Annotated in this window: 16 protein-coding genes; 7 read left to right on the top strand and 9 right to left on the bottom strand. The window is 44.4% G+C overall.

The genetic code is table 11. The features are described from left to right. Nucleotides 1-64: 64 nt before the first annotated feature. Together IRQ95_RS04995 and IRQ95_RS04990 are read left to right on the top strand one after the other, a co-directional pair. Nucleotides 65-352 carry a SemiSWEET transporter gene (locus IRQ95_RS04995; protein ID WP_194435910.1) on the top strand — a complete coding sequence of 96 codons (288 nt, stop codon included), beginning with the start codon at nt 65-67 and terminating at the stop codon, nt 350-352. 216 nt (nt 353-568) lie between these two features. Continuing rightward, nucleotides 569-976, top strand: coding sequence for a hypothetical protein (locus tag IRQ95_RS04990; RefSeq protein ID WP_194435909.1), 408 nt, complete (start codon nt 569-571; stop codon nt 974-976). A gap of 153 nt (nt 977-1,129) precedes the next feature. On the opposite strand, the gene IRQ95_RS04985 is transcribed toward IRQ95_RS04990, so the two are convergent. Beyond that, a complete protein-coding gene (locus tag IRQ95_RS04985) occupies nt 1,130-2,707 on the bottom strand; it encodes a PTS transporter subunit EIIC (RefSeq protein WP_194435908.1) in 1,578 nt (525 codons plus the stop codon). 220 nt (nt 2,708-2,927) lie between these two features. On the opposite strand from IRQ95_RS04985, the gene IRQ95_RS04980 reads away from it, so the two are divergent. The 3 genes from IRQ95_RS04980 to IRQ95_RS04970 all read left to right on the top strand — a co-directional run bounded on the left by IRQ95_RS04980 (nt 2,928) and on the right by IRQ95_RS04970 (nt 6,142). Further along, nucleotides 2,928-3,626 carry a GntR family transcriptional regulator gene (locus IRQ95_RS04980; protein ID WP_194435907.1) on the top strand — a complete coding sequence of 233 codons (699 nt, stop codon included), beginning with the start codon at nt 2,928-2,930 and terminating at the stop codon, nt 3,624-3,626. 186 nt (nt 3,627-3,812) lie between these two features. Beyond that, complete coding sequence (locus IRQ95_RS04975) at nt 3,813-5,147, top strand: 6-phospho-alpha-glucosidase (protein ID WP_194435906.1); 1,335 nt, start codon at nt 3,813-3,815, stop codon at nt 5,145-5,147. A gap of 14 nt (nt 5,148-5,161) precedes the next feature. Continuing rightward, nucleotides 5,162-6,142 (top strand): aldo/keto reductase, encoded by a 981-nt coding sequence (locus IRQ95_RS04970; protein ID WP_194435905.1) that lies wholly within the window; start codon nt 5,162-5,164, stop codon nt 6,140-6,142. Nucleotides 6,143-6,218: 76 nt separating this feature from the next. On the opposite strand, the gene IRQ95_RS04965 is transcribed toward IRQ95_RS04970, so the two are convergent. Both IRQ95_RS04965 and IRQ95_RS04960 read right to left on the bottom strand, forming a co-directional pair. Next, on the bottom strand, nt 6,219-6,518 hold the full coding sequence (locus tag IRQ95_RS04965) for a YkgJ family cysteine cluster protein (RefSeq protein WP_194435904.1): 300 nt from the start codon (nt 6,516-6,518) through the stop codon (nt 6,219-6,221). A 143-nt stretch (nt 6,519-6,661) separates the two neighbouring features. Continuing rightward, a complete protein-coding gene (locus IRQ95_RS04960) occupies nt 6,662-6,913 on the bottom strand; it encodes a GlsB/YeaQ/YmgE family stress response membrane protein (protein ID WP_194435903.1) in 252 nt (83 codons plus the stop codon). A gap of 132 nt (nt 6,914-7,045) precedes the next feature. Between IRQ95_RS04960 and IRQ95_RS04955 the strand changes: the two genes are divergently transcribed. Both IRQ95_RS04955 and IRQ95_RS04950 read left to right on the top strand, forming a co-directional pair. After that, complete coding sequence (locus IRQ95_RS04955; protein ID WP_194435902.1) at nt 7,046-7,483, top strand: YcgN family cysteine cluster protein; 438 nt, start codon at nt 7,046-7,048, stop codon at nt 7,481-7,483. A 198-nt stretch (nt 7,484-7,681) separates the two neighbouring features. Next, complete coding sequence (locus IRQ95_RS04950; RefSeq protein ID WP_194435901.1) at nt 7,682-9,337, top strand: mechanosensitive ion channel domain-containing protein; 1,656 nt, start codon at nt 7,682-7,684, stop codon at nt 9,335-9,337. A 214-nt stretch (nt 9,338-9,551) separates the two neighbouring features. Here the strand turns inward: IRQ95_RS04950 and IRQ95_RS04945 are convergent, their stop codons facing one another. The 6 genes from IRQ95_RS04945 to gap all read right to left on the bottom strand — a co-directional run bounded on the left by IRQ95_RS04945 (nt 9,552) and on the right by gap (nt 16,134). Then, nucleotides 9,552-11,432 (bottom strand): BCCT family transporter, encoded by a 1,881-nt coding sequence (locus IRQ95_RS04945; RefSeq protein WP_194435900.1) that lies wholly within the window; start codon nt 11,430-11,432, stop codon nt 9,552-9,554. Between the two features lie 125 nt (nt 11,433-11,557). Then, nucleotides 11,558-11,902 carry a hypothetical protein gene (locus tag IRQ95_RS04940; RefSeq protein ID WP_194435899.1) on the bottom strand — a complete coding sequence of 115 codons (345 nt, stop codon included), beginning with the start codon at nt 11,900-11,902 and terminating at the stop codon, nt 11,558-11,560. A 180-nt stretch (nt 11,903-12,082) separates the two neighbouring features. Further along, nucleotides 12,083-13,024 (bottom strand): ChaN family lipoprotein, encoded by a 942-nt coding sequence (locus IRQ95_RS04935; RefSeq protein WP_194435898.1) that lies wholly within the window; start codon nt 13,022-13,024, stop codon nt 12,083-12,085. A gap of 134 nt (nt 13,025-13,158) precedes the next feature. Then, nucleotides 13,159-13,998: a 23S rRNA (guanine(745)-N(1))-methyltransferase gene (rlmA, locus tag IRQ95_RS04930; RefSeq protein WP_194435897.1), complete on the bottom strand. Its 840-nt coding sequence runs from the start codon at nt 13,996-13,998 to the stop codon at nt 13,159-13,161. 106 nt (nt 13,999-14,104) lie between these two features. After that, on the bottom strand, nt 14,105-14,986 hold the full coding sequence (locus IRQ95_RS04925) for a D-hexose-6-phosphate mutarotase (RefSeq protein WP_194435896.1): 882 nt from the start codon (nt 14,984-14,986) through the stop codon (nt 14,105-14,107). A 152-nt stretch (nt 14,987-15,138) separates the two neighbouring features. Further along, entirely contained in the window at nt 15,139-16,134 is a 996-nt protein-coding gene (gene gap, locus IRQ95_RS04920) for a type I glyceraldehyde-3-phosphate dehydrogenase (RefSeq protein WP_128811287.1), read from the bottom strand. Nucleotides 16,135-16,221 lie beyond the last annotated feature (87 nt).

Raw genomic sequence — 16,221 nt, 5'->3', positions numbered from 1 at the left:
TAGATAATGCCCTGCAATAAGCGGGGCATTTTTCTGTCGAATGATTTATCTTGGGTATAACTAGATGATAGATATTACGATTCTTGGCTATGTTGCCGCGTTTTGTACGACGTGTTCTTTTGTTCCTCAAGTACTTCACATCTTAAAAACTGGTGATACCAAATCGATTTCTTTAGCGATGTACAGCTGCTTTGTCTTTGGTGTGTTTCTTTGGCTTGTGTACGGCATTGCAATGCAAGACTGGCCGATTATTGTCGCTAACGCGATTACGCTGATGCTCGCTACTATGATTTTACTGCTCAAAATACGCGATGTAATACGAAGTAAGAAATCTTCTCCCGTGAGAGCTTAGCCATTATTCTTGCTTCTCAATGAAATATCCCCCTCATCAAAGCCAGATACCCTCTGGCTTTTTTCGTATTCTGCTGCAATAGCAACATGACAAACTTACTATTCTGTATCCCCCAAGTTTAAAAGAATCGTAGCGCGGTGAGGTGTGGCTATCTATATTTTGTAGTGAAGACTCAAGGCGAACTGATTTGGATAGAACAGAATTTGGAGCGATGAGATGACGCATAGCAGCAAGGTTAAATGGGGGTTTATTGCCGCGGCAATGATGAATATTGGCGGCGTATTGCTGTTTTCACGTGGCTTGACTAATCAAGTGATCAACCAATTTGATCCAGTGGTCATGTCGAATTTTGGCTTGCTGATGATTATGGTTTGGGGTTTAGCCTACTTGGGAGCGTCAGCGATATCATCCAATTTAACTTGGTTAGCGGCTGCTTTTTCTCTAGAGAAATTGGTCTATGTGGTCGCTTGGCTGCGTTGGATAAGCAGTAATAGTCTCGCCGATGTTTACCAACAAGACTTGTTCGCTGGGCTGTTCTACTCAATCTATGGTCTTAACGACTTTGTGTTTATGCTGTTTTTTATTTGGGTGTTTGTTTCTTACTGGAGAATTGAGAAAGGCTAAATGAGAAGGAACAGAGAGTTGGAATAGTGGAGATAAAGAAAGAGTCTGCATGGTAGATAAAGAAAAGAGCCGAGAAGAAGTTCCTCTCGACTCTCATGTTCTCGACTCTAGTATCTTAGAGCGTAGCGTTCTAAGCTTTTTAGGTGTGAATCATCAAGCCATCACTTGTAAGTGTTCATTCACTTCTTGTCTTACTGATGCAACGTGGCTGCCGAAGATGATTTGAATATTGGTGCCTTTGAGTACCACGCCCATAGGGTTTGATTCACGAATAATGGCTTCATTGACCAGTTCTGGATCTCGCACTTCAACACGAAGGCGAGTGTAGCAGTTTTGTACATCAACAATGTTCTCTTTACCACCAAGACCTTTAATAATCGCTGCTGAGTTGTATTGACCCGCTGCCGCATCAATTGCTTGGCCTTGCTGCTTGGCTTTGTAATCCGCTTTGTTGTGCAACTTCATTTCTGCTTCACCACGCCCCAGCGTTTTTAGGTTTAGCTTAGTGATAAGCGCGCGGAACACGACGTAGTAAACCGCTAACTGAACCAGACCCATTAGGAGGTAATATGGCCAATCAGTTTTTTCTGTACCAAGTGGTACGTTGTAAACGATAAAGTCAATTAGGCCGCCTTTACCTACTGCAACGATATCGAACACCGCCAGTAGAGACATAAACAGACCGGTTAGAATTGCGTGTACAACAAACAAAATTGGTGCAACGAACAGGAACGAGAATTCAATCGGTTCAGTGACGCCTACTAAGATAGATGACGCGATAGCAGGGAAAACAATCGCTTTTACTTTTTCACGTTTGTCCGCATCAGCGCAGTGGTACATCGCAAGACCAGCACCTGTTAGACCAAAGATCTTCACTAGGCTGCGTGAGTCAAAAATGATTGAGCTAGATAGACGAGTGGTCTCTGGATCACCAATTTCAGCAAGGAAAATGTTTTCTACACCACAGTAAGTTTGCTCGGCAATCACCTGGCAACCACCCAGATCGGTGAAGTGCATAGGTACCCAAAGTAGATGATGCAGACCGGTTGGGATCAAAATGCGCTCAAGGAAACCGTAAACACCAACACCCATTGAGCCTGCGCCACGAATGTTCTCTCCAAATTGGAAAATCACTTGTTGTACTGGTGGCCAGATATGGGTAAACAATAAAGCAAGACCAATGGTAATAGGCAGCATGATGATCAGTACTAAACGAGATTCACCGTAAAGAGATAGCGCACCATTTAAGACCTTTTGGCTGTATTTATTGTGGAAGTAGGCGTTGATAATACCAATCAGCATACCCACGAAAATACCGGTATCAACAACCTGTAAGCCCATAATACTGGCTTGACCGGTCCCTCCTAGATCGCCATCAATCAGCAGACCATTGAACTTCATATAGGTGTTCATGGTGTAGAGATAAACGAAGTAGAGGATCATGGCGTTAAAGCCAGCTAGATGCTTATCTTTTTTAGCTAGACCGACAGAAATGCCAACCGCAAAGATGATATGCAGGTTGATCAGAACGCTCAGTGTAGACCAAACCAGTACTTCACCCATGCCTTTGAAAAAAGGTGCATCTAAAAATGGCAATAGTTCAACAATTCCCGGGTTAGTCACAGCAGCGCCAATCGCGATAACAAAGCCGACTAGCGGCAGTACGTAAATAGGAGCCAACATTGCCCGTGATAAATCACTGAGGTAAGTGGTGATTGCTTCCTTGTTCATGTTTTTGTCTCGATTAATTATTAGTAATTTTTTCTAGATGACAGCCAATGCGCAATAAACGACAAGGTGTCATTCCTTAGTAGGTTGCTGAGTACTTTATTATCTAAAAATGTCATGACAACTTAGAGAGTTGATATTTGTGATATATGACCTATCTATAATTTAATATGTCATGTTATCTTATATTTCATATAACCTTTAATTTGGAGTTATCAATAAAATGTTATACAAAAAGGTCTTGAATGATCTTAAACAAAAGATAAATAGCGGTGTGTATGAAGTGGGGACCGCGCTGCCAACAGAAAGGCAGTTAATTGCGGACTATGACGTTAGCCGTATCACCATTCGCAAAGCAGTAGATGAACTGGTTAAGTTAAATTTGGTTGAGAAACGTCGAGGCTCAGGCACTTATGTGCTGGGTAAACAATACTCCCACGAGCTGAGAGGCTTAGCGGGTACTAGTGAGATATTGGGCAGTTGTAATAAAGCGGTGCGCTACAAAGTGTTCCAATTCAGTATGGTTACCGATAGTCCCGCAATACATAAAATGCTCGACATCGAAGATGGTGAGCCGCTTTATTACATCAGAAGAGTTAAGTATGTTGATGATTTTCCGAGAATTGTTGAAGATAGTTATATGCCGGTAGCGCTGTTTCCTGACTTAAATATCTCAACCTTAGAGAAATCAAAATTTGATTATGTTGAGCGAGATAAAGGCATGCAAATTGAAGGCAGTCGTCAAGAGTTTACTGCGGTTGAGCCTGATGAAGCCTTGATGAAACTTTTGGATATGGAAAAGAGCCATCCGGTAATGAATTTGCGTTCGATCTCGAATCTCAAAGATGGCCGCCGCTTTGATTATACCGAAGCATGGTTCCATCCAGATGCACACAAACTCGCGATTTACTTGCCACGCTAAATTGGTATTTTAAACTAAATATATCCATAACCAATACTCGAAATAAATGCGCTGAGATCACATTATCCAGTTTAATTATTTGTCATGCATTATCTTAAAGATAGGATAGAACCAATTAAGAAATAGGTCATACAAAGTATAACCTTTAAAGAATGATGAATTACTGATATTTGCTCGAGGATGGTTATGAACAAACAACCACAAATTATTGCTATTGCTGGCGGCGGTTCTACTTACACGGCCGGGATTGTTAAAGCGCTATTGATGAAAGGCGATGACTTCCCAATCGCAGAAATTCGTCTTTACGACATCGATGCTGAGCGTCAAGACAATGTCGCAGTGCTAGTAGACTACGTAGTAAAAACGCACGCTCCACACGTGAATCTAACTGTCACGACAGAGCCTGAAGTGGCGTTCTCTCATGCAGATTTCGTTTTCGCTCAAATCCGCGTTGGTCAATACAAAATGCGCGAGCAAGATGAAAAGATCCCACTACGTCATGGCTGTGTTGGTCAAGAGACCTGTGGTGCTGGTGGCCTAGCTTATGGTATGCGTACTATCTTCCCTATGATTGAACTTATCGATCATATGGAGCGCTTTGCTAAGCCAACGTGTTGGATGCTGAACTACTCAAACCCAGCAGCAATCGTAGCAGATGCAGTTAACCGTTTACGTCCAAACTCACGCGTACTCAATATCTGTGATATGCCTGTGGCTATTGAGCGTAACCTATCTAACATTCTTGGCGTAAACCGTTACGAGCTTGATGTTGAGTACTTCGGCCTGAACCACTACGGTTGGTTTACTTCAGTGAAAGTGGATGGCGAAGAAAAGCTACCGGCGCTACGCGAACATATTCAAAAGTTCGGCATGCTCACTGAGCAAGAAGTGGAAAACGCTTGTCACTCAGAGCCATCTTGGATCAAGACATTTAAGAACACTAAGCCGCTGGTACAAATGTTCCCAGAGTACTTACCAAACACCTACCTACAGTACTACCTCATGGCGGATGAGATTGTTGAGCAATCTAACCCAGAGCGTACTCGTGCAAACGAAGTAATGGAAGGTCGTGAGAAGAAGATGTTTGAAGCGATTGAGCAAATCAAAGCATCTGACGGTAACGTTGAAGGCAAATTCCACGTAGGTGTGCATGGCGAGTTTATTGCTGACGTAGCCATGTCTATGGCTTACGATCTCCGTCAAAAATGGCTAGTGATCATTCCAAACAATGGTTTGATCAAAGGTCTACCGGATGACGCAATGGTAGAAGTACCAGCACTGCTTGGTCGCGACAAAGTTTACCCAATTCAAGTAGGCGAAGTGCCACACTTCTACCAAGGTATGCTTATGCAACAATTGATGTCTGAAAAATGTCTAGTAGACGCGGCTCTGGAAGGCTCATACGAGAAAGCGCTACAAGCATTTGCATTGAACAAGACCATTCCTTCTGCACGTGTCGCTAAGCTGATCCTTGATGAAATGATCGAAGCGAACCAAGGTTACTGGCCAGAGCTTAAATAACGGAATTTAGAATTATGAAATTCAAACAAATTAAAGATATGAACGCATCAGCAGTAGGCTTTGGCTGCTGGGCTATCGGTGGTACTTGGAACAACGTGACGGATGATGAGTCAATCCGCGCGATTAAAACAGCGATAGATACGGGGATTAACTTCTTCGATGTTGCGCCAGTTTATGGCAAAGGTCACGCTGAAACAGTACTAGGTAAAGCACTGAAAGATGAAAAGCGTGAGTCAATCATCATCGCGACGAAATGTGGTTTGCCATGGTCGCAAGATGAGCGTAAGAAGACGCGTAAAGATCTAACTAAAGAAAGTATCTTTAAAGAGATCGATGACTCACTAACTCGTCTACAAACCGATTATATCGACTTGTATCAAGTGCACTGGCCAGATCCTAATACGCCAATCAGCGAGACGGCTGAAGCGCTAGCTGAGCTTAAAAAGCAAGGTAAGATCCGCCACGTGGGTGTCTCTAACTACTCACTGGACATGACGCGTGAAATGATGGCTGGTGTGGAAGTGGCGACGTTCCAAGGCTTGTACAATTTGCTTGAGCAGAATCCAGAGCATTACCACAATATTCCACTGCAATACCGTGCGCGTGAAGAAGCTCTGCCATTCTGTAAAGAGCACGATATGAAGTACTTGCCGTACTCACCACTAATGCAAGGTTTGCTGACGGGTACGTTAAAGCGTAGCGGCAACTGGGATGAGAATGATGACCGCCGTAATAACCCGAAACTAAACGGTGAGGCATTTGAACCATACTTCAACTGTGTTGAAGAGCTGAAAGTGCTAGCCAAAGAAGCCAACATCCCACTTGCGCATCTTGCTATTCACTGGTTAGTTGCTCAAGAGGAAGTCGGTCCGGTTATCGCTGGTGCGTACACGCAAGAGCAAGTACGTGACAATGCGGCATTTGTACAATCAACTTCAAGCATCGAACTCCTGAAGCGTGCTGAAGACATTGTAGCGAAGTGGAACCTTAAATAAGCGTTCGCATCGCATATCCACTCGCCTAAATCAAAATCTCGCCCCCCCCCCGGCGAGATTTTTTTATCTCAGCAAGTTAGTTGGTTGCACCTTCAAGATCGAGCAAAATCTCAAGTGCTTTGTCAGGGCCGCCAGCGCAGATGGCATCATCACTATCAAAGGCTGAGCAAACTTTAGGGCGATCCGGTTGGCCGAAGATCTTACAGAGATTGCTTTCATTTAACTGAATGCATCGCACTCCGGCTGGCTTGCCGTTTGGCATGCCTGGAATAGGCGAACTAATCGAAGGGGCAATACAGCAAGCGCCGCAGCCTCGATTCAGTTTAGCTGAGATGCATGGTGACCAATCAGAAACATCGATAGTTGAAATAGTCATGGCTGCACCTCTAGCAATAAAATAGTGGGGATAATAAAGAGGGGGGATTCTAGAGTAATGTTGGTTCGGTTACTAGTCTCTTAACTGACAAAGCCCCTTGCGGGGCTTAGAGTACGGTGGCAACTTTGTATTATCGAGCTGCTTTATCCACGAATAAAACGGTTGTAGACAAAGAGCAGAATAAAAGCCCCGAGCGTCGCGGTAACAATGCTGCCGATATTGACGCCGTCAGCACCGCCAAAGCCGAAGAAACCGCCGACAAAGCCACCCACAAATGCACCGGCAATACCGAGCACCATAGTGGCAATCCAACCGCCACCGTCATCACCCGGCATTAGCCATTTTGCCAAGGCTCCGGCAATTAAGCCGAGAATAATCCATGAAATGAACCCCATGCTGACTCCTTTTTCAATACGTCGAAATGACGTTTTAAGGATAGAACAGAAGGCTTATTGTTGCGCTAGACTTGAACTTATTGGCTCGGAGGAGTATAAATCGCACCCTGTTTGGAATCGAAGTATGAGTCTATGAGCGAACAATTTTGGCAAACTAAAACCTTAGAGCAGATGAACGATCAAGAGTGGGAAGCACTTTGTGATGGTTGTGGTAAGTGCTGCCTACATAAACTCATGGACGAAGATACCGACGAGATTTACTACACCAACGTGGCGTGTAGCTGGTTAAATACCAAAACTTGTTCATGTAAAGATTACGAAAACCGCTTTACCTCTGATGAAGATTGCACCAAGTTGACTCGTGAAGATATCGAAGACTTCCAGTGGCTGCCGCACACTTGTGCATATCGCCTATTGGCGAACGGTGAGCAACTTCCTGATTGGCACCCACTCATCACGGGCTCAAAATCTGCGATGCATAAAGCGGGTGAAAGTGTGCGTAATAAAGTCGTTTACGAGATTGAAGTGGTGAACTGGGAAGACCATATCCTAAATCACCCAAATCGTTAATTGATTGAAAAGGCTTACATTAGTAAGCCTTTTTTGTGTCCGCAATATTTGAATCTTCAAACATAATTTAAAGCTCTGCTAGGTAAATTCACAGTTCCGATTCTTTATTAACACTACACTTAGTTTTGACCACAATTTGATGCAGCAATGAAAGGATGCGGTTAGTCTTTTTCGACTAGCTCTGTATGTGAGGTGTATATGTCATTCATTTCTAGCAAGAATTTTTTTCTTGCGCTATTTATTAGCTTTTTTTCAGTAACAGGGTTTGCGCAGCAAGAGCAAGCGAGTCCCGAGCCTTCGAAGGCTGAGCTCGCGATGGCCTCAATCAATCAAGATATTGCCGATTTGGGCAATAACCTTAAAAATGCAACCGGTGATCAGCGTGATGCAATTCAACTGCAGCTCTTTCAAAAAAACGAAGATCTGCGAAGTCAGCTAACGTTAGCTATCAATAACAAAAGTGTTCCTGAGGCCACTTTGCTAAAGCAAGTAAAGCAACAAATTCTCTACTCTCAGGGAGCAAGAAGTTACTTAGATGACAAAATCAAACAGATTAATCAGCAAATAAATGATGCTAAGTCAGAAGATAAGCTTTCATTGATTAATCACTATCGCGAATTACAGTACTACTTGGACAGTACCTATCAGTCGAGTTGGCAGAATATTAAGTGGCTTAAAGAGCTCGATAAACCGGATGCGAAGCTTGAGGAGAAACTACGTGATGGCACCAATACGCGTCTACGTTTGTTATCGGCTTCAATTGAATATCTGAATCAACAGCATGAATTTACGACAAGTCAGCTAGCAACGAGCCCTGAGTCCGAGAAAGCGGCGATTCAACTTAACCAATTGATTATTAAACAGCGCTTAGATATCGCTACCAAAAGTCTGCGTGATTTGATTACGATTGGTGATCATCTGGGCTTGCCTACGTCAGAATATAAACGTCTAGCATTTGAAGTCACGGGCAACATCACTCATGACTTGCTTAATACTCAAGTGATTTGGGCGATTATCTCTAATTGGTCAAGTAATGCGGTTGACTGGCTAGTAGATAATGCGCCTCAGCACCTGTTCCAGTTAATGGTGTTTGCTCTGATATTGCTGATCGCCAAGGGGTTAGCCAGCATTACACGTAAGATCGTCAACAAAACCGTGTCCTCGAAGAACCTCAAAATGTCGCAACTGATGCAAGACTTCTTCATCTCGATGTCAGGTAAAGCGGTCTGGGTCATTGGGATTATGGTTGGCTTGTCGCAGATAGGCTTAAATCTTGCGCCAATCTTAACCGGTTTTGGTATTGCCGGTGTCATCATCGGTTTTGCCTTGCAAGATACATTGTCTAACTTTGCTGCGGGCATGATGTTACTTATTTATCGTCCATTTGATGTGGGTGATTTCGTTTACGCGGGTGGTGTCGATGGCAAGGTGAGTCATATGAGTTTAGTTAACACCACGATTCGTACTTTTGATAACCAAATCATTATGGTGCCAAACAGTAAGATTTGGGGTGATGTGATTAAAAACGTGACTCATGAGCGTATTCGCCGAGTCGACATGGTATTTGGCATTGGTTATGGTGATGACTTGCTGAAAGCAGAGTCGGTATTAACGGATATTGTCACGTCTCATCCGGCAGTACTGCGCGCACCAGAGCCGATGATTAAAGTGCATGTTCTGAACACGTCTTCTATCGATTTCATCGTTCGTCCTTGGGTTAAAACAGATGATTACTGGGATGTTTACTGGGATGTCACTAAAGAAGTGAAACTGCGTTTTGACCGAGAAGGCATTTCAATTCCATTCCCACAACAAGATGTCCATCTTCATATGGTTGGGAAGCAAGATGCTTAGTCGGTAAGTGTCTATTCCATGAACCGATGAGATTGAACGCCTTAGCATTTGTCTAAGGCGTTTTTTATTGTTGGTTGTGTTTCTTTATTGGTTAGTTGTAAAAAAGCCCACAGAGAGTGGGCTTTGACTTACGGAAGGAGAAGAACAGAATAGCTAATAGCCATTAGTCCATATCAATACTTGGCAATATGGCGAACTGCCAAGGATCAATTCTTTAGCTTGGAATCAATTCATTGAAATCCATTCGCGCCTGTTGTGACAATTCAGATGCTTGCTGCTTATATTCTTTGGCTTTCGCTACGTTATCGTGTGCTTGTTGAAGTGCATCTTGTAGCTCCTGCGGCAAGTGATGGTCACTAAAATGCTCGTCAAGGCTGTGCTCTAGGGCAAACGCGCGGATCTGTTTGCGTACAGCCATCAACTCGCTCATCGCCAAACGTTCTGCTTCCGCAGCTTCTTGTGCAGTATCACGAGCTCTTTCAAAGCGTGCTAATGCCATACCTTCTGATGACCAAGGATCGATATCAGGCAGTTCTTCAATGTTAATCGTTGGTTCAACGTAGTCTTCTTGATGGCGTAGATCGAGTGAGGTAGCACGTACCGCTGACACCATTAACATCACAGAGATGCCAAGTAGCGGTAAGCCACCAACAATGGCAGCAGTTTGCAACGTGCTTAGGCCACCCATAAACATTAATACGGTTGGTAGGAATGACAGGGTAAACGCCCAGAACATACGGTTCCAACGCATTGGCTCTTCAGTGACGTTGTTCTGTACAACTGAAGCCAGAATGTAGGAGATGGAGTCAAAGGTTGTCGCGGTAAAAATAATACATAGCACAGTAAATACGGCGATGACTAGAGTACCCATTGGCAGCGCTTCTAACATTGAGAAGATTGCTTTGGTTGCCCCTTCTGCGTTTAGAATACCGACTACATCCAATTCTCCTGATAGCTGCAGCGACAGGCCGTAGTTACCAAGTACCATAAAGAACAGGAAGCAGCCTAGAGAGCCAAAGAAAATCGAACCCGACACCATCTGTTTGATAGTACGACCACGTGAGATACGCGCAACGAATAAGCCCATACTAGGAGCAAATACTAACCACCATGCCCAGTAGAAAATGGTCCAATCTTGTGGGAAGTGGGTATCTTCAAAAGAGCCGTAGCCACCAAAAGGTTCTGCCCAAGTCGCCATGACAAAGAAGTTAGACAACATGCGGCCAATCGAATCTAAGCCAGTTTCGAGCATGAAAATGGTTGGGCCAGCGATTAAGATAAAGGCGAGCAGCCCCATTGCACCCCAAAAGTTAATGTTGCTAAGGATCTTGATGCCTTTTTCTAGTCCGGCATAAGAGGAGTAAGCAAAAATCGCGGTACACAGCAGCAGAACCATCACTTGGCTTAAGGTGTTTTTTGGTATGCCAAATAGATAGTGCAAACCTTCACCAATGAGAGGCGCGGCCAAACCTAAACTGGTTGCAGCGCCACCCAGTAACCCGAAAATGAAGAGTACATCGACGATTTTACCAGCAGTGCCTTTGCTGCGAGCTTCGCCCAGAACAGGCATTAGAGCACTGGATACTTTCAGTACCGGTTGTTTGCGTACGTAGTAGAAATAGGCGATAGGTAGAGCAGGAATTAGGTAAATTGACCAAGCAATAGGGCCCCAATGGAAAATACCGTATGTTGCTGCCCAGCGAACCGCTTCTTCGCTGCCGGGTTCGAGTTGGAAAGGAGGCGATTGATAGTAGTAAGCCCACTCGATACAGCCCCAGTAAAGGATACTCGCGCCGATACCACCACAGAAAAGCATAGCGGCCCATGATACCGTCGAGAATTCCGGTTTTTCATTGGCTTCGCCAAGCTTGATTTGCCCCATATCGCTGAAGACAACATAGATCATAAAGAAAAATGCACCTAAACCGAGTGCGAGGTAAAGGAAACCGAGCTTATCGGTCATAAAGGTTTTAGCGATTGCTATCCATTCTGCACCTTGCTCGGGGAAGATCATCAGCGGCAAAACGATGGAGAGTAACATGCCAATTGCGCCAAAGAAGGTTGGCTTGTCGATCAAAGAGAAAGAGTCGTTCATAGTAAGCTTCATCCATAAAGTCTATTGTCAGACCATTATGTTCATATGAGCTTTACTGGGACAAACAGCAGATTTTTCCGTGAAGATAAAAGAAATTTAGTTAAATACTTGCCCGATCAAAAAGATCAGGCAAGCATGAGTAGTATGCCGCCAATCGTTGCCGCAGCGGAAACAAATTGCCCCGCAGAGTAAGAATCGTCTTCTTCCTCTTTGATGGTATCTGGGTGATCCATACCGAGAGCGCCAGCAGCGAAAGACTCTACCTTATCTCCAACTGACTTTTCAGGTTTAGATTCTTTTTCCAACTCTTGCAGTGCGGCAAGCAGTGCTTTTCCTTCTTCAGAAAGTGTCACTGTATTTTGCTCAACCTTTAGCGGCGCTTGGCTTGAGCTAGCCTCCGCAGGTTTTGCTTGAGGCGTAACCTGTTGGGTTGGTGTCAGCGATGCTGGCCCCATTCCTACTGGTGTCATAATTGTCTCCTCTAACATTCCTCAATCATAGTATCGACCGAAGCGTGAAAAACTTGTGTGAAATATAGCGAGAATTTATGGTTTTTTTATCAGCAAAAATTGAGCCAATATGTTTAAAGAGACAAAACGGATTAATTTTCGTGTCGATAGAAAGCTGAAAGTGCTTAAATCAGGCTCTCGTTATTCGCATTTTAGTTCACGACGCTGGTGTCCCATGGCTTGAAAAGCTTTCAAACGGTTTTCTTGTTGAACATAGCGCGCTGGTGGTGGCAAAACGTTGAGTTGGTAATCCGTGCTTAGTGAATTCAAATCAACGGCGGGAGAGATAACAACAACATTTAGATTGGGGTTGCGACGTAAAATACTCGCTTTGGTCCCTAAACCATCCTCGATGTGAAATTTGCCTGCAATGTGCATGAGTTGATGATTCGGGTGTTCGGCAAGGTAGTTGACGATGCTCTCGGCCATGGTCTCATCCCATGTCATTTGTGCGGCGAAGTGCTTTTCCGTTTGTTCGGGCTCACCGTGGTGCATCGACTGCATAAATTTAGCTTTGTAAGGTGAGTTGTCAGTGTTTATCTCTGCCGCAACCCAATCTCGTTGATTTGCTGGTAATTTTTCGAGGTACGGCTTTCCTTCTCGACCAATACAACGAACAATTGGCCGCGGCGCATTTGCTGCGATTACATCGATCTGATTCGCTTTGGCAAACTCGATTAAAGGGCGATAATCGCTTTCATAATTCGGCCAGGCATTACCCTGTTTAATTAATGGTTGCTCCCCGATCTCGCCAGCTAAGTACTGATCAACAATGGTTTGCTTGTCGCGAGCAAACTGCTCCATGGAAAGTGCGATTTTTCGCTCACTTTGAACAAGCTGTTTGAGTAAATCCGTTTGGAAGCGATGCACCGCAGAATGAGTGTGCCATTCTCCAACTAATACTACATCCGCGTTTTTCACCTCAGTGCTGAATTGTTGCAGCGAAAGAGGCTGAGCGTCAGATGAGTAGAGTTGGTAGTCGTAATAGCTAGTGACAGGAGAGGTATTATTGGTGTTGAGAGATGAACTAGCGCAGCCTACTAGTGGCAGCGCAATAAGTATCGGTAGTAAGTTCTTTAGCATAAAGCCCTATCCATGAACAGAAGTGAGCAATTCGATAGTTAATATACCCAAATACCTTAAGGTTACTTGGGTACACCTAATTGCTTAATACTCTATCAGCTTAAATAGGGCTCAGTTAAGTTGCAAATATATTGCTAGAGATCGGCGTTAGTAGTCGGAGCTTTGCGATAAATACGGATCATAAAGTCAGCTTCACAGGCAAAGTGCTCGGCCGTTTTCAGCATGTCACGCAGTTCATCTGTTGCCTTCCAAGCAAATGGCGTCATTTGCAGCAAGTCAAAACCGTCACCCTTAGCAAGATCCATTACGTAATTAAGTTTCTGCTCGTGTTCTAATGTAAATCCTGATAGATCTTCAGCGTCTTCACTGTGTAAGCGCACATCTTGATAGATGTATTCACGTAGTTGATACAGGTGACGGCCAGCAGGCGTGACAGTGATAACGATGCCACCATCTTTCAGGGTGCGGGCTAGCTCTTCTGCTTTACAAGGGGCGTAGATACGCAAAATTGCGTCAAGGCTTTGCTCTGAGAAAGGTAAGCGATGGCTAGAAGCAACTGTGAACTGGCAATTTGGGTAACGCTTAGCCGCATAACGAATCGCGACTTTAGAAATGTCGAGACCAAAAATTTCAGCCTGCGTGTTTTGTTGCTTTAATTGTGCGGCGACTTCGTCAGTGTAGTAACCTTCGCCACAGCCGATATCAAGTAGTTGATGGGTGGTCTCTTTTAGGTACTCGGCACACAGCGTTGCCACCGTCTGCTTCATTGGCTGGTAGTAGTCTTTTTCAAGGAAACGACGACGTGCTTGCATCATCTCTTTGTTATCGCCTGGATCTTTCGAGCGCTTGTGTTGCACTGGCATAAGATTGACATAGCCTTCTTTGGCGAGGTCAAAACTGTGGTTGTTGCTACAGCGGTAAGTGCGCTCAGCGAATGAAAGCGATTGATGGCAAAGAGGGCATTGATAAGACATAACAAGCTCAACAGATGAATTTAGGCGGCAGAGTCTAGCAAGAAAGCGGCAAGTGCAAAAGAGGCGAGCAAAAAGAGCCAGTAATTCACTGGCTCAGAATCCGAGATTAAGCAGAGATAACTGTGCTTAGTTCGTAGCTTTGATCAGGTTGCAGTGTGACACCTTGTTGAATCGATGGTGCGTGAACGGTTGACTCAACGCATAGCATGGTTTGGTAACCATCATCAGCCATATCAGTCATGCCTTGTGCACCTTGTGACCAAGGGTTCCAAAGTACGGCAGAGTTATGACCGCCGTTTTCGATAGTCAACGTACGGTTCAGTACTTTATCTGCTACTTTGATTTGCGCTTCAGGTTTGGTGTACACGCGGTCGATAGTGTCGTTCAAAACCAGTGTATCACCGCCTTGGCATACTTGACCCTCAAGTAGGCTATCGATGTACTCGCCACCCATACCAGTGGTTTCCGCTTGCAAAATATCACCGACGTTTAAGTAGGTGTGCAGTGCACCCGAGAAAGTCCATTCATGATCATCAATGTTGGTGACTTTCAAAGTGACTTTCAGCTCGTCACCCACTTCGACTAGTAGGCGGGCATCAAACATATTTGGCCAAATGTCATGCATCTCTTCGGTTGGGAACAGCGCAAGCTCGACGATCACACCGTTGTCGTTTTCACGGTGTTCGACCAGTTCCCATTCAGACGTGCGTGCAAAGCCGTGGGCTGGTGCTGCTATTCGGCCAAACCAAGGCCAGCAAACAGGAATGCCACCGCGCAGAGCGGCTTTGCCGTCAAAAATCGCTGCTTCACTCATCCAAATCAGATCTTCTTGGCCTGTTGGCTGGTAAGAAACTACGTGGCCGCCGTGTAATGCGATACCCGCAGTCGCTTTTTCATGGATAACACGGACAATTTTGACTTGGTCTTGCTCAACGATAGTCACGTTATCAGAGAGAACTGCGACAGTAGGTAGAGAGAGTAAATCCATCTATCAAATCCTTAAGTTTTACGTGTGATGACAATTATCTAATGTAATCTTTTACAGGAATTTCAGATACTAAAAAGGCGACTCGAGAGCCGCCTTTTGTCTAACTTCTTATGTTTCAAACATAAGTTCGCTAATCATAGTTTCAGTAAAAATTACTTAGAAACGTGTGCGATTAGGTCTAGAACTTTGTTTGAGTAACCGATTTCGTTGTCGTACCAAGATACAACTTTAACGAAGTTATCAGTTAGAGCGATACCAGCTTTAGCATCGAATACAGAAGTTTGAACTTCACCGATGAAGTCTTGAGAAACTACTGCATCTTCAGTGTAACCTAGAACGCCTTTTAGTTCGCCTTCAGAAGCTTCTTTCATTGCTGCACAGATAGCTTCGTAAGATGCGCCGTTCTTAAGGTTAACTGTTAGGTCAACTACAGAAACGTTAGCTGTTGGTACGCGGAAAGCCATACCAGTTAGTTTGCCGTTTAGTTCTGGAAGAACAACGCCTACAGCTTTAGCAGCACCAGTTGAAGATGGGATGATGTTCTGAGAAGCACCACGACCACCGCGCCAGTCTTTAGCAGAAGGACCGTCTACAGTTTTTTGAGTAGCTGTAGTTGCGTGAACTGTAGTCATAAGACCAGATTCGATACCGAACTTGTCGTTAAGAACTTTAGCGATAGGCGCTAGACAGTTAGTAGTACAAGAAGCGTTAGAAACGATGTCTTGACCAGCGTAAGAAGCGTGGTTAACGCCCATTACGAACATTGGAGTCGCATCTTTAGATGGGCCAGTTAGAACAACTTTCTTAGCACCAGCTGTGATGTGTTTACGAGCTGTAGCGTCGTCTAGGAATAGACCAGTTGCTTCAGCTACTACGTCAACACCGATTGCATCCCATTTTAGATCTTCTGGGTTACGCTCAGCAGTTACACGTACAGTTTTACCGTTAACGATTAGGTTACCGCCTTCAACTTCAACAGTACCGTTGAAACGGCCGTGAGTTGAGTCGTACTTAAGCATGTATGCCATGTAATCTACGTCGATAAGGTCGTTAATACCTACAACTTCGATGTCGTTGCGCTCTTGCGCTGCACGGAATACGAAACGACCGATACGGCCAAAACCGTTAATACCTACTTTGATAGTCATTATAGTTGCTCCACAACTTAATTTCTGATTAAAGATAACTGGTAGTAAAATTACAGAATCCAGTAACAATCTGCAAGTGATAATCCG

Source organism: Vibrio fluminensis (assembly GCF_015278125.1).
Classification (GTDB): Bacteria; Pseudomonadota; Gammaproteobacteria; order Enterobacterales; family Vibrionaceae; genus Vibrio; species Vibrio fluminensis.
This window is presented reverse-complemented; position numbering and strand designations above follow the sequence as displayed.

Bases quoted from the DNA above. Each gene is read 5' to 3' on its own strand.
- IRQ95_RS04995 (WP_194435910.1), top strand. From the start codon at position 65: ATGATAGATATTACGATTCTTGGCTATGTTGCCGCGTTTTGTACGACG.
- IRQ95_RS04990 (WP_194435909.1), top strand. From the start codon at position 569: ATGACGCATAGCAGCAAGGTTAAATGGGGGTTTATTGCCGCGGCAATG.
- IRQ95_RS04985 (WP_194435908.1), bottom strand. From the start codon at position 2,707: ATGAACAAGGAAGCAATCACCACTTACCTCAGTGATTTATCACGGGCA.
- IRQ95_RS04980 (WP_194435907.1), top strand. From the start codon at position 2,928: ATGTTATACAAAAAGGTCTTGAATGATCTTAAACAAAAGATAAATAGC.
- IRQ95_RS04975 (WP_194435906.1), top strand. From the start codon at position 3,813: ATGAACAAACAACCACAAATTATTGCTATTGCTGGCGGCGGTTCTACT.
- IRQ95_RS04970 (WP_194435905.1), top strand. From the start codon at position 5,162: ATGAAATTCAAACAAATTAAAGATATGAACGCATCAGCAGTAGGCTTT.
- IRQ95_RS04965 (WP_194435904.1), bottom strand. From the start codon at position 6,518: ATGACTATTTCAACTATCGATGTTTCTGATTGGTCACCATGCATCTCA.
- IRQ95_RS04960 (WP_194435903.1), bottom strand. From the start codon at position 6,913: ATGGGGTTCATTTCATGGATTATTCTCGGCTTAATTGCCGGAGCCTTG.
- IRQ95_RS04955 (WP_194435902.1), top strand. From the start codon at position 7,046: ATGAGCGAACAATTTTGGCAAACTAAAACCTTAGAGCAGATGAACGAT.
- IRQ95_RS04950 (WP_194435901.1), top strand. From the start codon at position 7,682: ATGTCATTCATTTCTAGCAAGAATTTTTTTCTTGCGCTATTTATTAGC.
- IRQ95_RS04945 (WP_194435900.1), bottom strand. From the start codon at position 11,432: ATGAACGACTCTTTCTCTTTGATCGACAAGCCAACCTTCTTTGGCGCA.
- IRQ95_RS04940 (WP_194435899.1), bottom strand. From the start codon at position 11,902: ATGACACCAGTAGGAATGGGGCCAGCATCGCTGACACCAACCCAACAG.
- IRQ95_RS04935 (WP_194435898.1), bottom strand. From the start codon at position 13,024: ATGCTAAAGAACTTACTACCGATACTTATTGCGCTGCCACTAGTAGGC.
- rlmA (WP_194435897.1), bottom strand. From the start codon at position 13,998: ATGTCTTATCAATGCCCTCTTTGCCATCAATCGCTTTCATTCGCTGAG.
- IRQ95_RS04925 (WP_194435896.1), bottom strand. From the start codon at position 14,986: ATGGATTTACTCTCTCTACCTACTGTCGCAGTTCTCTCTGATAACGTG.
- gap (WP_128811287.1), bottom strand. From the start codon at position 16,134: ATGACTATCAAAGTAGGTATTAACGGTTTTGGCCGTATCGGTCGTTTC.